The organism is Mycobacterium sp. 852002-50816_SCH5313054-b (assembly GCF_001667185.1).
Classification (GTDB): Bacteria; Actinomycetota; Actinomycetes; order Mycobacteriales; family Mycobacteriaceae; genus Mycobacterium.
Genome location: NZ_LZIC01000044.1, coordinates 30,153 through 45,480 on the forward strand (window position 1 = coordinate 30,153; position 15,328 = coordinate 45,480).

Annotated in this window: 17 protein-coding genes; 12 read left to right on the top strand and 5 right to left on the bottom strand. The window is 68.9% G+C overall.

The features are described 5' to 3' along the window. The first annotated feature begins 8 nt into the window (after positions 1-8). Positions 9-446 carry an SRPBCC family protein gene (locus tag A5787_RS08840; RefSeq protein ID WP_066964753.1) on the top strand — a complete coding sequence of 146 codons (438 nt, stop codon included), beginning with the start codon at positions 9-11 and terminating at the stop codon, positions 444-446. Here the strand turns inward: A5787_RS08840 and A5787_RS08845 are convergent. Further along, positions 443-1,216 carry an Rv3717 family N-acetylmuramoyl-L-alanine amidase gene (locus A5787_RS08845; protein WP_066964755.1) on the bottom strand — a complete coding sequence of 258 codons (774 nt, stop codon included), beginning with the start codon at positions 1,214-1,216 and terminating at the stop codon, positions 443-445. The genes A5787_RS08840 and A5787_RS08845 overlap by 4 nt on opposite strands. 98 nt (positions 1,217-1,314) lie before the next feature. Here A5787_RS08845 and A5787_RS08850 point away from each other — a divergent pair, with 98 nt between their 5' ends. Both A5787_RS08850 and recR read left to right on the top strand, forming a co-directional pair. After that, on the top strand, positions 1,315-1,671 hold the full coding sequence (locus A5787_RS08850) for a YbaB/EbfC family nucleoid-associated protein (RefSeq protein WP_082977127.1): 357 nt from the start codon (positions 1,315-1,317) through the stop codon (positions 1,669-1,671). Positions 1,672-1,683: 12 nt separating this feature from the next. Further along, positions 1,684-2,295 carry a recombination mediator RecR gene (recR, locus tag A5787_RS08855; protein ID WP_066916765.1) on the top strand — a complete coding sequence of 204 codons (612 nt, stop codon included), beginning with the start codon at positions 1,684-1,686 and terminating at the stop codon, positions 2,293-2,295. A 4-nt stretch (positions 2,296-2,299) separates the two neighbouring features. Here the strand turns inward: recR and A5787_RS08860 are convergent, their stop codons facing one another. The 3 genes from A5787_RS08860 to A5787_RS08870 all read right to left on the bottom strand — a co-directional run bounded on the left by A5787_RS08860 (position 2,300) and on the right by A5787_RS08870 (position 5,040). Beyond that, positions 2,300-2,941, bottom strand: coding sequence for a C39 family peptidase (locus A5787_RS08860; protein WP_066964761.1), 642 nt, complete (start codon positions 2,939-2,941; stop codon positions 2,300-2,302). 169 nt (positions 2,942-3,110) lie between these two features. Continuing rightward, complete coding sequence (locus A5787_RS08865; protein ID WP_066964764.1) at positions 3,111-3,818, bottom strand: type 1 glutamine amidotransferase; 708 nt, start codon at positions 3,816-3,818, stop codon at positions 3,111-3,113. Further along, a complete protein-coding gene (locus A5787_RS08870) occupies positions 3,811-5,040 on the bottom strand; it encodes a Mur ligase family protein (protein ID WP_066964772.1) in 1,230 nt (409 codons plus the stop codon). Before A5787_RS08870 ends, A5787_RS08865 begins: the two co-directional genes overlap by 8 nt. Before the next feature lie 88 nt (positions 5,041-5,128). Between A5787_RS08870 and A5787_RS08875 the strand changes: the two genes are divergently transcribed. From A5787_RS08875 to A5787_RS08885, 3 genes are read left to right on the top strand one after another with little or no spacing between them, the layout of a single operon-like run. Then, entirely contained in the window at positions 5,129-6,121 is a 993-nt protein-coding gene (locus tag A5787_RS08875) for a DEDDh family exonuclease (protein WP_066964774.1), read from the top strand. Positions 6,122-6,166: 45 nt separating this feature from the next. Beyond that, positions 6,167-6,613 (top strand): hypothetical protein, encoded by a 447-nt coding sequence (locus A5787_RS08880; protein WP_066964776.1) that lies wholly within the window; start codon positions 6,167-6,169, stop codon positions 6,611-6,613. Next, complete coding sequence (locus A5787_RS08885; protein ID WP_066964778.1) at positions 6,613-7,176, top strand: TetR/AcrR family transcriptional regulator; 564 nt, start codon at positions 6,613-6,615, stop codon at positions 7,174-7,176. The genes A5787_RS08880 and A5787_RS08885 overlap by 1 nt, the downstream gene beginning before the upstream one ends. On the opposite strand, the gene leuA is transcribed toward A5787_RS08885, so the two are convergent. After that, positions 7,173-9,032 (bottom strand): 2-isopropylmalate synthase, encoded by a 1,860-nt coding sequence (leuA, locus tag A5787_RS08890; protein ID WP_066964780.1) that lies wholly within the window; start codon positions 9,030-9,032, stop codon positions 7,173-7,175. The two genes, A5787_RS08885 and leuA, sit on opposite strands and share 4 nt — an antisense overlap. Before the next feature lie 279 nt (positions 9,033-9,311). Here leuA and A5787_RS08895 point away from each other — a divergent pair, with 279 nt between their 5' ends. From A5787_RS08895 to A5787_RS08920, 6 genes are all read left to right on the top strand, one after another. Further along, a complete protein-coding gene (locus tag A5787_RS08895) occupies positions 9,312-10,577 on the top strand; it encodes an aspartate kinase (protein WP_066964783.1) in 1,266 nt (421 codons plus the stop codon). Continuing rightward, complete coding sequence (locus tag A5787_RS08900) at positions 10,578-11,612, top strand: aspartate-semialdehyde dehydrogenase (RefSeq protein WP_066964785.1); 1,035 nt, start codon at positions 10,578-10,580, stop codon at positions 11,610-11,612. A gap of 8 nt (positions 11,613-11,620) precedes the next feature. After that, positions 11,621-12,751 (top strand): DUF4185 domain-containing protein, encoded by a 1,131-nt coding sequence (locus A5787_RS08905; protein WP_369829099.1) that lies wholly within the window; start codon positions 11,621-11,623, stop codon positions 12,749-12,751. A gap of 96 nt (positions 12,752-12,847) precedes the next feature. Beyond that, positions 12,848-13,246 (top strand): hypothetical protein, encoded by a 399-nt coding sequence (locus A5787_RS08910; protein ID WP_156763835.1) that lies wholly within the window; start codon positions 12,848-12,850, stop codon positions 13,244-13,246. Positions 13,247-13,369: 123 nt separating this feature from the next. After that, the gene (locus A5787_RS08915) at positions 13,370-13,807 is read left to right on the top strand and encodes a hypothetical protein (RefSeq protein ID WP_066964792.1); all 438 of its coding nucleotides are present in this window, start codon (positions 13,370-13,372) and stop codon (positions 13,805-13,807) included. Between the two features lie 67 nt (positions 13,808-13,874). Then, on the top strand, positions 13,875-15,317 hold the full coding sequence (locus tag A5787_RS08920) for a catalase (RefSeq protein ID WP_066964794.1): 1,443 nt from the start codon (positions 13,875-13,877) through the stop codon (positions 15,315-15,317). The last annotated feature ends 11 nt before the right edge of the window (positions 15,318-15,328 follow it).

Sequence of the window (15,328 nt, forward strand, 5' to 3'; positions counted from 1 at the left end):
CGCGCCCGATGGGCCAGGTGAGCGCAGCCAGCACGATCTTGATCAACGTCGAGCCCGGGGCAACCCTGGCCGCGGTCGCGGACTATCAGAAGATGCGCCCGAAAATCCTGTCCCCGCAGTACAGCGAGTACCAGGTGCTGCAGGGCGGGCAGGGGGCGGGCACCGTCGCCAAGTGGAAGCTGCAGGCCACCAAGTCACGGGTTCGCGACGTGCAGGTGAACGTTGACGTGGCCGGCCATACCGTCATCGAAAAGGATGCGAACTCGTCGATGGTCATCAACTGGACGGTGGCTCCCGCCGGGCCGGGGTCCAGCGTCACGGTGAAGACCAGTTGGACCGGCGCCGGCGGCGTCAAAGGTTTCTTCGAGAAAACCTTTGCGCCCTTGGGGCTGAAGAGGATTCAGGGCGAGGTCCTGGCCAACCTGAAGAAGGAACTGGAAAGCTAGCGCGCCTGGCCCTGGGTGGCCAGGAAGCCCGCGACGCCGCGGACGAGCGCGTCGGCGTACTTCTGCCGGCCCTCGGGTGACTCCATCAGCGCCGAGTCCACCGGATTCTTCATGTTGCCGCACTCGACCAGGATCGACGGATACTGCGCCAGGTTCAGGCCGGCAAGGTCCGAGCGCCCGTACAGCCCGTCCTGGCCGATGTAGTTCGCGGGCGGAATGCCCGACGCCTGCATTTGGTCGCGCATGATCCGGGCGTACTGCACCGAGGGCCCGGCCTGCGCCTGGTTAAGCGGTGGCGCCGAGTAGTTGACGTGGAACCCGCGCCCCGACGGCGGACCACCGTCGGCGTGGATGCTCAGGACCGCGTTGGGGTGCAACGCGTTGGCCATGTTGGCCCGCTCGTCGACGCAGGGCCCCAGGCCCGTGTCGTTGCCGCGGGACATGGCTGTGCGGACGCCCAGCGCGTTGAGCTCGGCGCGCACCCGCAGCGCGGTGTCCCAGGTGAACGTGTGCTCCCCGTACCCGGTGTTCGTCGACGTCCCGCTGGCCTGGCAGTCCTTCGTGCCGCCGCGCCCGGTGGGCACCTGGCGGGAGATGGAGGCGTCGTTGGACCCGTTGTGGCCGGGGTCGATGAAAACGACCATGCCGGCGATATTGGACGGCACCCCCCAGGCGGCCGGGGTTGCCGTCGGCATGATCGCCGTGGAGGCGGCGACCAGCGCACCGATCACCGATTTGATTCCGACACGCCTGCTCACTCGTAGGTCCACGGCGCAAAGGTAACCGCGCGCGGTCTACGCTGGGTGTTTCGAATCGCCCGGCACCCACAGGCGAAACCAACTCGAGACCAAGATGCGAGGGGATTGTCATGCAACCCGGAGGCGACATGTCGGCGCTGCTCGCTCAGGCGCAGCAGATGCAGCAGAAGCTACTGGAGGCCCAGCACCAGCTCGCCAACGCCGAGATACACGGTGAGGCCGGCGGGGGCTTGGTCAAGGTCGTCGTCAAAGGCAGCGGCGAGGTGATCGGCGTCGAGATCGATCCCAAGGTCGTCGACCCCAGCGACATCGAGACTCTGCAGGACCTGATCGTCGGGGCCATGCGCGACGCGTCGGCGCAGGTCACCAAGATGGCGCAGGAGCGGCTCGGGGCCCTGGCCGGTGGCATGGGCGCCCCGCCGGCCCAGCCGCCGGCGCCGCCGCCGACTCAAATGCCGGGGCTCTGACGCTGTACCGACATGTTTGAGGGACCTGTCCAGGATCTGATCGACGAGCTCGGCAAGTTGCCGGGCATCGGGCCCAAGAGCGCGCAGCGCATCGCGTTCCATCTGCTGTCGGTCGAACCGCCGGAGATCGACCGGCTGACAGCGGTGTTGGGGAAAGTCCGCGAGGGCGTGCGGTTCTGCGCCGTCTGCGGCAACGTGTCCGACGACGAGCGCTGCCGCATCTGCGCCGACCCGCGCCGGGACGGCTCGCAGGTCTGTGTCGTCGAGGAGCCGAAGGACATCCAGGCCGTCGAGCGCACCCGCGAATTCCGCGGCCGCTACCACGTGCTGGGCGGCGCGCTCGATCCGCTGTCCGGCGTGGGTCCCGAGCAGCTGCGCATCCGCGAGCTGCTGACCCGCATCGGTGAGCGGGTCGACGACGTCGACATCACCGAGGTGATCATCGCCACCGACCCCAACACCGAGGGGGAGGCGACGGCCACCTACCTCGTCCGGATGCTGCGCGACATCCCCGGCCTGACCGTGACGCGCATCGCGTCCGGGCTGCCGATGGGCGGTGACCTGGAGTTCGCCGACGAGCTGACGCTGGGCCGCGCGCTCACCGGCCGCCGGGCCATGGTCTGAGCCGTCACTTGGTGACGACGGCGAAGTTGTCGCTGGTCTGCCACGCCGCTTCGAAGGTGGCAACGGAAACCTGTTCGTCCCGCCCGGCCTTGATGCCGCTGTCGTTCAGGTGCACCGCGTTGGCTGAGGTGTCGATGCCGATGACGACGACGAAGTGGTTTTCCTGGGTGCGGTCGCCGGGCCTGTTCCACAGGATCTTGTCGTTGAGCCCGACGATCACCTTGCGCCCCTGATCCAGGTCCTGCGCGAGGGCGTCGAGGTTGGGGTGGACCGCGGTGGCCGGGACGCCGTAGTGCGCCAGCAGCACGGGCAGGTCCGAGTTCTTGGTGTTGCTCCCGGGCCGGTAAATCGGTCCGGGGTGGCTGACGCTGGGGACGTTTCCGGCCGCGGCGGTGATCTCGTCCTCGGTGGGTTCGTGGCCGGTGACCTGGCCGACGACGTCGGCGACCGCCATCTCCCCGCAGTCGCGGTCCTGCTGTTGGTAGCGCCAGTAGGGCGCCGCGGCGGCCGGGGTGCCGTGCATCCCGTCGTGGGCTGCGTCGGCCCTGGCGGCGAACGCAACCATCGAGCCGGTGGCCGCGGCCAGCACGGCCGAGAGCCCGATGACGCGGGCCGCCGTGACGATGAGTGTTCTCGGGTTGCTCATGGGATTCCTTTTCTCGGTCGGTGCGTTGAGAAAAGGCTGGATGATGCCGCTAAAGGGATCCTTGAAGAAAACTTGGAGCGCGGCCAGGGGGCCCTTCCTGCGCGAGATATAAACCCTTGCGGTCGGCCGCGGCGTGTCGTCGCAGAGGTTTCCGTGTCGCGGAAGAGGCCTAGCGAGCCGCCAGTCGCTCGCGGCGCAGCAGGTCGACCTCGGGCAGCTGCAGCGGCGCCAGCTCGCCCACCACTGTGCCGAGCAACAGGTCGGCCAGCTCGGGGTTGCGGGCCAGGCAGGGCCCGTGCATGTAGGTCGCGACCACGCTGCCCTGCACCGCGCCGTCGAAGCCGTCACCGGCCCGGTTTCCCGCGCCCTTGACCACTGCCCCCAACGGCGACGCCGCCGACCCCAAAACCGTGCCGCCCCGGTGGTTCTCGAAGCCGGTGAGCCGCTGCGTCAGGCCGGCCGGCAGCGGCTTGCTGACCAGCTCGCCGATGGTGCGCGCGTCCTGCGGCGACGCGGTCGCATCCAGCATGCCTACCCCGTCGACCCGTTCGCCCGACGACGTCGCGTACCAGTGCCCCAGCACCTGGACCGCCGCGCAGATCGCCAGCACGGGCGCGCCCCGCTCGGCCGCGCGCTGCAGGCCCGGGTAGCGAAGGAGGTGCCGGGTGGCCAGCCGCTGCGCGTAGTCCTCGGCTCCGCCCAGCGTGTACAGGTCCAGCGACTCCGGCACCGGATCGGCCAGCGTGATCTCGATGATCTCGGCCGCGATGCCCCGCAACCGCAGCCGCTGCCGCAGCACCAGGGCGTTGCCGCCGTCGCCGTAGGTGCCCATCACGTCGGGCAGCACCAGCCCGATCCGCACGGTGGAGTCAGCCATGGCGCGCCAACGCTCGCTGCAGCTGCAGGAAGGCGGTGTAGTTGGCGACGACCTCGACCCGCCCGGGCGGGCAGGACGCGATGGCCGCGACGGTGTCGTGCACCAGCGTGTGCTCGACGCCCGCGTAGCCGAGGCGCACCGCCAGGTCGGTGCCGCGTTCGCCCGCTGCCACGACGGCCGTCTCCTCGAAGTGCTCGAAGCGCACGTCCCACAGCCACGACAAGTCCTCGCCGTCGGGCACCTGCCCGTTGACCGAGATGACCACCCCGGCGGCGTGCTTGTCGACCATCGACAGCGCCTCCTGCCAGCCGGCGGGGTTCTTGGCCAGCAGGATCCGCGCCTGGTGGTCGCCGACGCGGACGCTGCGGTAGCGCCCGGCGACCTCGTCGACCCGGGAGACCGCCGCCACCGCTTTCGACGGGTCGGCGCCCAGCGCGACGGCGGCGGCCACGGCCTGGGCGGCGTTGCCCCGGTTCACCGCGCCCGGCAGCGCCAACCGCATCGGCAGGGCCAGGCCGTCCGGCCCATACAGCGTCTCGTCGTCGAACCACCACTGCGGGCTGGGCCGCTTGAAATCGGCGCCGGTGGAATACCAGTGTCCCTGGTCGCGCACGATGACCTCGCCGCTGCGCGGGCAGCTGACCGAGTCGTTCGCCCACGCGCCGCCCGCGGCCACCCACACCACGTGGGAGCTGTCGTACGCCGCGGAGGTCATCAGCACGTCGTCGCAGTTGGCGACGACGACCGCCGTGGGGTGCCGCGCCAGGCCGGCCCGCAGCGTGCGTTCGATCACGTTGATCTCGCCGACCCGGTCCAGCTGGTCACGCGACAGGTTGAGCAGCACGATGACGCTGGGCTCGACGGCGTCGGAAACGTGCGGCACGTGCATCTCGTCGACCTCCAGGGCGGCCAGCCCGGCCTCGCGGTCGGCGGCCAGCGCGGCCACCAGGCCGGCATCCATGTTGGCGCCCTCGGCGTTGGTGGCCACCGGGCCCAGCGTCGCGAGCGCGGCCGCCGTCATCCGTGTGGTCGTCGACTTGCCGTTGGTGCCCGTGACGATGACGGTGCGCCGCCCGGCCCCGAGCTGGCGTAGCACCGAACGGTCCAGCGTCATCGCGACCAGGCCGCCGATCATGGCGCCGGCCCCGCGTCCGGTCATCCGCGATGCCCAGCGCGCGCTCGCTCCCGCGGCGAGGGCCAGGCGCGCACGGGTGGTGATCACCCGCGCAGTGTAAAGGCGCGGGAAGTTACCTGCCGACACGGCAGCGCAGCGACCGGGTGATGTCGGTCGTGCGTGCCATGCTCAGGTCATGAACCGGGTGTCCTGGGGGCGGCCGGCCGGCGAGCCGGGCGGGGGTTGGGCGGTCGTCGACGTCGAGACCTCGGGCTTTCGGCCGGGTCAGGCGCGGATCATCAGCGTCGCCGCGCTCGGGCTCGACGCCGAAGGCCGAGTGGAGCAGTCGGTGGTCAGCCTGCTCAACCCGGGGGTGGACCCCGGTCCCACCCATGTGCACGGCCTGACGGCCGCGATGCTCGAGGACCAGCCGCAGTTCGCCGACATCGTCGGTGACCTGGGCGAGGTGCTGCGCGGCCGCACGCTGGTGGCGCACAACGTCGCCTTCGACTACGCGTTCTTGGCCGCGGAGGCCGAGCTCGCCGAGGCCGAGCTGCCGGTTGACGACGTCATGTGCACGGTTGAACTGGCGCGCCGGCTCGACCTCGGGGTCGAGAACCTGCGGCTGGAGACCCTCGCGGCGCACTGGGGCGTGGTGCAGGAGCGCCCGCACGACGCCTTTGACGACGCGCTGGTGCTGACCGGGGTGCTGGAGTCGGCGCTGGAGCGGGCGCGCCAACGCGACATCTGGCTGCCGGTGCACCCGGTGACCCGGCGGCAATGGCCCAACGGCCGGGTGACCCACGACGAGCTGCGCCCGCTGAAGGTGCTGGCTTCGCGGATGCCGTGCCCCTACCTCAACCCGGGGCCCTTCGTGCGGGGCAGACCGCTGGTCCAGGGCATGCGAATCGCGCTGGCGGCCGAGGTGAGGCGCACTCACGAGGAGCTCGTCGAGCGGATCCTGCACGCCGGGCTCGCCTACAGCGACGCCGTGGACGGCGAGACCTCGCTGGTGGTCTGCAACGACGACGCCCCCGAGCAGGGCAAGGGCTATCACGCCCGGCAGCTGGGGGTGCCGGTGGTGCCCGACGCGCAGTTCATGGACTGCGTCGGTGCCGTCGCCCGCGGCACCGGTATGGAGGAATTCACCGACGTCACCGCGGCCCACGCGCAGCTGGCCCTGTTCTGAACCCACCCTTGCCATCACTACGCCTGTAGTAGTACCGTCGTCGGCATGGCAACCACTACAGACGTAGTACACCGGCGTCGGTGGGCCGCGTACCGCCGCCACGGCTACTTTTTCCGCGCGGCGGCCATGCTGACCATTTCGCTGGGTGTGGCCCTGCACTTGTACCGGGTGGTCTTCGGAGACAACCTCACCCTGAAATACGTGGCGACTGTGCAGGCCGACAGGTTCCTGCTCGTTCCCATGACGTATGCGGCTATCACCGGCATCTTGGTGTGGCGGCGCGTCCGGTTCGCCAACAAACGTCATCGCGCGTTCTTCACAGCGTCGCTCGTCTACATCGCCGGAAGTGTGCCGCTACACATTTACTGCTCTTACGTGATCAAGGACGTTTCGCTCTACATGTGGTTTCCGTTGTGGTTCAGCTACCTTTTGCTGGTTGCGGTGTATCCGGCTTTCCTCACGATGTTCTGGCGGCTGCGCTACAAAGACTGATGCCGCCTAATCCGGAACGCCGCGCGCAGATGCTGGACGCCGCGATCGGCATCCTCGCCGATACCGGCGTCGGGGGTCTGACGCATCGCCAGGTCGACGAGCGGGCGGGCCTGCCGGCGGGCACCACGTCGAACTACTTCCGCACCCGGCAGGCCTTGCTCGAGGCCACCGCGTCGCGCACCGTCGATCTGCATTGGCAGCGCGTCGAGGCTCTGCGGGCCTCGATCGGCTCGCTGACACGCGACGGCGTCAAAGCGCTGATGACGCGGCTGATCTCCGACCCCGACGAGCAGGCTCTCCGTTACACGCTGGCTCGGTTCGAGCTGTTCATGGAGGGCACGCGGCGGCCCGAGCTTCGGCCGCTGCTGATGGAGTTGCAGGCCGCGGCGGTGAAGTCCGCCACGCTCATCTTCGAGGCGGCTGGCCTTGCCCCGGAACCGCAGCAGCTGGAGGAGCTCAGCCGCCTGCTCAACGGCTACGTGTTCAGCAAGCTCACGATGCCCACCGATGACGACCCGGCGGAGCTGGTCGATCGACTGCTGCGTGTGTTCTTTGACGCTTAGCGAGAGGCGCGGTTGACCGCCGACACCACGGCACGCAACGACGCGGTGGTGATCGACGGCGCGATGCCGACCCCCCACACCGTGCGGCCGGCGACCGAGCCTGATGGGTGCCGACCCGCTTCGCCCGGCTGCGCCGCGCTCGCGATCGACACCGAAGCCTCCACATACGCGGCGGCCTGAGCGTCGTCGCCCGAGCTCATCGCGTGCTCGGAGTAATCCAGCACGGCCACGTCGAAGCCGACGCTCCCCAGCGCGTGGACGAAGGCGGCGAGCGGGCCGTTGCCGGTGCCGCTGATCTCCGTCTCCACGCCGTCGATCTTGACGGTGGCATCGATCGTCGTCGCCCCGCCGTCTTCGTCGGAGGCGTCGACGCGCTGCTTGATTCGCTCCAACGGCCGCACCGGGGCCAGGTACTCCTCGGAGAACGCCTCCCACATCTCCTTCGGCGAGACCTCGCCACCCTCGCCGTCAGTGATCTTTTGGATCACCTGCGAGAACTCGATCTGCAGCCGTCGCGGCAGGGCCAGGCCGTGATCGGCCTTCATGATGTAGGCCACCCCGCCCTTGCCGGACTGGGAGTTGACCCGGATCACCGCCTCGTAGGTGCGCCCGACGTCCTTGGGGTCGATCGGCAGATAGGGCACCTGCCAGAGCATGTCGTCGAAGTCGGTGTCCGCCTCGTCGGCGGCGATCTTCATCTGGTCCAGGCCCTTGTTGATGGCGTCCTGGTGGCTGCCGGAGAAAGCCGTGTAGACCAGGTCCCCGCCGTAGGGGTGTCGCTCGGGCACCGGCAGCTGGTTGCAGTACTCCACGGTGCGGCGGATCTCGTCGATGTTGGAGAAGTCGATCTGCGGGTCCACGCCGCGGGAGAACAGGTTGAGACCCAGCGTCACCAGGCACACGTTGCCGGTGCGCTCCCCGTTGCCGAACAGGCAGCCCTCGATCCGGTCCGCGCCCGCCTGGTAGCCCAATTCGGCTGCGGCGACGGCGGTTCCGCGGTCGTTGTGCGGATGCAGGCTCAGGATCACCGATTCGCGGTTGGCCAGGTTGCGGCTCATCCACTCGATCGAGTCGGCGTAGACGTTCGGGGTGGCCATCTCCACGGTGGCGGGCAGGTTGAAGATGATCGGGTTCTCCGGCGTCGGCTGGATGATTTCGCCGACGGCGTCGCACACCTGCCTGGCGTACTCGAGTTCCGTGCCCGTGTAGGACTCCGGTGAGTACTCGAAGCGCCACTGCGTGCCGGGATGCTTGGCGGCCTCCTCGACGCATTTGCGGGCGCCGTCGGTCGCGATGGCCTGGACCGCCGCCCGGTCGGCGCGGAATACCACCCGGCGCTGCAGGATCGACGTCGAGTTGTAGAAGTGCACGATGGCCCGCGGCGCGCCCGCGCACGCCTCGAAGGTGCGCTCGATCAGCTCCGGCCGGCACTGGGTCAGCACCTGGATCGTGACGTCGTCGGGGATGGCGCCCTCGGTGATGATGGCGCGGACGAAGTCGAAGTCGGTCTGGCTGGCCGACGGGAATCCGACCTCGATCTCCTTGTAGCCCATGCGTACCAGCAGGTCGAACATGCGGCGCTTGCGGGCCGGGCTCATCGGGTCGATCAGCGCCTGGTTGCCGTCGCGCAGGTCCACCGCGCACCACAGCGGGGCGTGCGTGAGGACGCGGTCGGGCCAGGTGCGGTCGGCCACGCGGATGGGCTCGACCTCTTCGGCGAAGGGCCGGTACCGGTTGATCGGCATCGACGAGCCGCGCTGGGGGTTCCAGGAGGGTTGGCCGGGTTGGGGCGGGCCGGCGGGTTTGACGATGGTGCGTGCCGACTTGTAGGCGTCGGGCGAATCAGGCTGGGTCACGGTAGTTGCTCCGGGGGTTTGGAAGGAACCTCAGACCGGCGCATCGCGAACTCCCGCGACGGGAGGCCGGTCTGGATCAGACCCCGTCGCGGCGTCCGAGGAGGAACACCCGCTGCACGGTGTGCACTCTACCGCCATCGGCGCCGTCAGGGAAAATTCCGCCGAAGTGAGGTCCGAGCCCACCCGCAAAGGCCCGAGCGCACCGGCATCGGCCGGAAAATCGGGATGCGCCCCCACGTATTCTGTTGTGGACTTAGGACCAGCCGGGGAAGGGAAACAGTGGCGCTCGTCGTGCAGAAGTACGGCGGATCATCCGTGGCGGATGCCGACCGGATCCGCCGCGTCGCGGAGCGCATCGTCGCGACCAAGAAGCAGGGCAATGACGTCGTCGTGGTCGTGTCCGCGATGGGCGACACCACCGATGACCTGATGGACCTGGCCCAGCAGGTCTGCCCGGCCCCGCCGCCGCGGGAACTCGACATGCTGCTGACCGCCGGTGAACGCATCTCCAACGCATTGGTCGCCATGGCGATCGAATCGCTGGGCGCGCAGGCCCGCTCGTTCACCGGTTCGCAGGCCGGGGTGATCACCACCGGCACCCACGGCAACGCGAAGATCATCGAGGTGACGCCGGGCCGGCTGCGGGACGCGCTCGACGAGGGGCGCATCGTGTTGGTCGCCGGGTTCCAGGGCGTCAGCCAGGACACCCGGGACGTGACCACGCTCGGCCGTGGCGGCTCGGACACCACCGCAGTGGCTCTGGCCGCGGCGCTCGGCGCCGACGTCTGCGAGATCTACACCGACGTGGACGGCATCTTCAGCGCGGACCCCAGGATCGTGCACAACGCCCGCAGGCTGGACACCGTGACGTTCGAGGAGATGCTCGAGATGGCGGCGTGCGGCGCCAAGGTGCTGATGCTGCGCTGCGTCGAATACGCTCGCCGCTACAACATTCCGGTGCACGTCCGGTCGTCATACTCGGACAAGCCGGGCACCGTCGTTAAGGGATCGATCAAGGACACTGCCATGGAAGACCCCATCCTGACCGGAGTCGCGCACGACCGCAGCGAGGCCAAGGTGACCATCGTCGGGATACCCGACATCCCGGGTTACGCCGCCCGGGTGTTCCGGGCCGTCGCCGACGCCGACGTGAACATCGACATGGTGCTGCAGAACGTCTCGAAGGTGGAGGACGGCAAAACCGACATCACCTTCACCTGCTCGCGCGACAGCGGGCCCACCGCGGTGGAGAAGCTCGACGCCCTGCGCGACGAGATCGGGTTCACCCAGCTGCTTTACGACGACCACATCGGCAAGGTGTCGTTGATCGGGGCGGGAATGCGCAGCCATCCGGGCGTCACCGCGACCTTCTGTGAGGCGTTGGCCACGGTGGGCGTCAACATCGAGCTGATCTCCACGTCCGAGATCCGGATCTCGGTGCTATGCCGCGACACCGAACTAGACAAGGCCGTCGTGGCGTTGCATGAGGCGTTCGGGCTCGGCGGCGAGGAGTCGGCGACGGTGTATGCGGGGACGGGTAGGTAGATGGTCGCGATTGGGGTAGTGGGGGCCACCGGGCAGGTGGGCCAGGTGATGCGCAGGCTCCTCGAAGAGCGTGACTTTCCCGCGACGACGGTGCGGTTCTTCGCCTCCGCCCGCTCACAGGGCCGCAAGCTGCCCTTCCGCGGCCAGGAGATCGAGGTCGAGGACGCCTCGACCGCGGACCCGGCGGGGCTGGACCTGGCGGTGTTCTCGGCCGGCAAGACGATGTCGCTGGTGCAGGCGCCGCGGTTCGCCGCCGCCGGCGTGACGGTGATCGACAACTCGTCGGCGTGGCGCAAGGACCCCGAGGTGCCGCTGGTGGTGTCGGAGGTGAACTTCGCGCGGGACGCCGCCAACCGCCCGAAGGGCATCATCGCCAATCCGAACTGCACGACCATGGCCGCCATGCCCGTCCTCAAGGTGCTGCACGACGAGGCGCAGCTGCAGCGCCTGGTGGTGTCCAGCTATCAGGCGGTTTCCGGTAGCGGGCTGGCCGGCGTCGAGGAGTTGGCCACCCAGGCGCGCGCCGTCATCGACGGCGCCGAGCAACTGGTGTACGACGGCGGCGCGTGCGACTTTCCGGCGCCGAAGACTTACGTGGCGCCGATCGCGTTCAACGTGCTGCCGCTGGCCGGATCGCTGGTGGACGACGGTTCCGGCGAGACCGACGAGGACCAGAAGCTGCGCTTCGAGAGCCGCAAGATCCTCGGCATCCCCGACCTGTTGGTCAGCGGTACCTGCGTGCGGGTGCCGGTGTTCACCGGGCACTCGTTGTCGATCAACGCCGAGTTCGCGCGGCCGCTGGCACCGGAGCGGGCCCGTGAGCTGCTGGAGGGCGCCGCGGGCGTCAAGGTGGTCGACGTGCCGACGCCGCTGGCCGCCGCCGGGGTGGACGAGTCGCTGGTCGGGCGCATCCGGCGCGACCCGGGCGTGCCCGACGGGCGCGGCCTGGCGCTGTTCGTCTCGGGGGACAACCTGCGCAAGGGGGCCGCGCTGAACACAATCCAGATCGCCGAGTTACTCGCCGCCCAGTTGTGAATCCGCGGGTGAGTTCCGCGACGCGGTTCTCGCTAGTTGTGGCCGCTTTGCTGGTGCCGCAGTGCTTTTGGATCGCGCGCGCCGATCCCCCGGCGCCGGCGCCGGAGCCGGTCCTGCAGCCGCTGGCGCCGGGCCAGGTGGTGCGTATCGGGCCGACGGCCGGCACCGGAACCCCCACGGGCGACTACGGCATCGGCGCGACGGACCTGTGTGAGTTCGTCGAGTTCCCCGCCGAGCTGTTGCAGGTCTGCGGCGACAGCTTCGCCGGCCAGGGCGTCGGCTTCGGCGGCTGGTACTCGCCGATCGCGCTGCATGTCGACACCGCGTCGGTGGACGACCCCGCCGGGGTGCGCTACACCGGCGTCACCGGGATCAACAAGCCGCTGCTGGCCGACCCGACGCCGCCCGGGGATTCCCAGTTGCCCGCGGGGGTGGTGCAGGTCAACCGACGCAACTACCTGATGGTGACGACGACGAAAAATCTTGAGCCGCAAAGCTCGCGGTTGGTGATGGCAGAACCGGCGCGCGGCGGCTGGCAGACCGTCGCGGGCTCCCGCCGCGACGGCTCCTACCAGGGCGGGCGCCAGTCGCAGATCAGCGGCTACTACGACCCGATCCCCACCCCGGACTCGCCGGGCGGCTGGGTGTACATCGTGGCCAACAGCTTCACGCGCCGCGATCCGGTGCTGCTGTACCGGGCCACGCCGCAGACGTTCATCGACCGGTCCCGGTGGCAGGGCTGGGCGCCGGGGCCCGGCGGCGGGTGGGGCAAGCCGCCGCGGCCGCTGTGGCCCGACCAGGTGGGCGAGATGTCCATTCGGCAGATCGACGGCAAGGCGGTGCTGTCCTACTTCAACGCCAGCACCGGCAACATGGAGGTCCGGGTCGCCGACGACCCGACCTCGCTCGGCACCGCGCCCGTGACGACGGTGGTGCAGCACGACGAGTGGCCCGATCCGGCGGAGAGCCTGCCGCCGCCGTTCGACAACCGTCTGGCACAGCCGTATGGCGGCTACATCTCACCAGGGTCCACCCTGGATGAGCTGCGGATCTTCGTCAGCCAGTGGGACACCCGGACCAGGGCGACCGCGCCGTACCGGGTGATCCAGTTCGCGGTCAACCCGTTCAAGCCGGATTAGCCTTCCAGCCAGTGGTTTTTGCAGGTAAACCGTGTTTTCAGCTCATAGCCGCTACTTAAGTAGCGCATAGCCATAACTATTGTTAACGCCCGCATCATGAGTCTCATGAGTGAAACATCTGACACACCAACTGTGCGGACCTCAACCGCAACCGCGCCCGCGCCGGCGGTCGAGCCGGCGCTCTTCCGGACCCCTCGGGTCTTCATTGCCGCGGCATGGGTCGCCATCGTCGCCGGCGTCGTGTTCATCGTCTCGGTCATCTTCTTCACCGGCATGGCGCTCGGCCATCACGGTCATGGCGGCATGCACCACCACAAGCACCACGCGGCGTTCATGCACCCGCACCGCTTCGGCGGCCCGGGTGGTCCCGGCGGGCAGGGTGGCCCGGGCGGCGGCCCCGGGGCGGTCCAGGGCGGCGGGCCCGCATCGGCGACACCGGGTGCCCCCGGACCCAGCCAGATCCCGTCGTCGGTCGCGCCGTCTCGCACGCCGTAGGCGCTTCGTCAAACCTCCACCGCTAGCCCGGCGCTCGAATGAGCGCCGGGCTACACAATTCACAGCAACTTTTGTCGGCGCAACCCTGTTATCGCGGTTGCCGAGACGGGCACTATTCAAGGCATGACCCAAACACCTGAACCGTCAGCGCAACCGACTTCCGTCGCCGCGCCGCCACAGTCGGCGCCCGCGTACGAGCGGGTCAAGCCGCCCAGGCTCTACGTCGCCGCCGCGTGGGTGGTGATCGTGGCCGGGATCGTCTTCATTCTGTCGACAGTCTTCTTCGCCGGCGCCATGGTCGTCGGTTTCAACCATCACTGCCACCACAAACATCATCACGGCATGATGTACGGCCCCGGTGGCCCCGGTGGCCCCGGTGGCCCGGGCGGCGGGCCGTGGCAGTTCGGCGGCCCGGGTGGTCCGGGGATGGTCGTCGGCCCGTGGGGTCCGCCGCCGGGCTTCGGGCCCGTCGGCCCGGGTGGCCCCGGCGGTCCCAGCCAGTCGCAGACACCCAGCGTCCCCGCACCGGCGCCGAACACCCCGGGCAACCCGCGTCCGTAGGCGTGCCCGCGGTGCCGCGCGGCATCCAAAGTTTTGGGCCCATTCGCATTAACGAGGAGGCAGCGAAATGACTGACCGCCATACCACCACCGACGCCGGCATCCCGGCACCCAGCGACGACCAATCGTTGACGATCGGCCCCGACGGGCCGATCCTGCTGCAGGATCACTACCTGATCGAGCAGATGGCGATGTTCAACCGGGAGCGCATCCCGGAACGCCAACCGCACGCCAAGGGCGGCGGCGCGTTCGGGCACTTCGAGGTGACCAACGACGTCAGCAAGTTCACCAGGGCGGCGGTGTTCCAGCCGGGAACCAAAACCGAGACGCTGATCAGGTTTTCGACCGTCGCCGGCGAGCGCGGCAGCCCGGACACCTGGCGTGACCCCCGTGGCTTCGCGCTGAAGTTCTACACGACCGAGGGCAATTTCGACATGGTCGGCAACAACACGCCGGTCTTCTTCATGCGCGACCCGATGAAGTTCCAGCATTTCATCCGGTCCCAAAAGCGCATGCAGGCAACGAATTTGCGCGACCACAACATGCAATGGGATTTCTGGACGCTGTCACCGGAGTCCGCGCACCAGGTCACCTGGCTGATGGGCGATCGCGGAATTCCCAAGAGCTGGCGGCAGATGAACGGCTACAGCAGCCACACCTACAGCTGGATCAACGCCGCCGGCGAGGTCTTCTGGGTGAAGTACCACTTCATCACCGACCAGGGCGTCGACTTTTTGACCCAGGAGGACGCCGACCGGCTGGCCGGGGAGGACGGTGACTATCACCAGCGGGACCTCTACGACGCGATCGAGCGCGGTGATCACCCGAGCTGGACGCTGAAGATGCAGATCATGCCGTACGAGGAGGCCAGGAACTACCGGTTCAATCCGTTCGACCTGACCAAGGTGTGGCCGCACGGTGACTATCCGCTGATCGACGTCGGCAAGCTGACCCTGGACCGCAACGTCACCGACTACCACACCGAGATCGAGCAGGCGGCCTTCGAGCCCAACAACACCGTGCCCGGCACCGGACTGAGCCCGGACAAGATGTTGCAGGCCCGCGGTTTCTCCTACTCCGACGCGCACCGCGCCCGGCTGGGGACCAACTACCGGCAGATCCCCGTCAACACGCCGAAGGTGGAAGTGAACAGCTACTCCAAGGACGGCGCGATGCGGATGAACAACGTCTCCGATCCGGTGTACGCCCCGAACTCCTACGGCGGCCCGCAGGCCGACCCGGCGCGCGCGGCCGAGGTGCGCTGGCACGCCGACGGTGACATGGTCCGCGCCGCGTACACGCTGCACCCCGAGGACGACGACTGGGGCCAGGCCGGGGCCATGGTCCGCGAGGTGCTCGACGATGAGGCCCGGGATCGCTTGGCGCACAACATCATCGGGCACGTTTCCAAGGGCGTCAAAGAGCCGGTGCTGTCGCGGGTGTTCGAGTACTGGCGCAACGTCGATCCCGACCTCGGTAAGAAAGTGGAGGAGGGGGTGCGGGCGCAATAATCCGGCGCTCG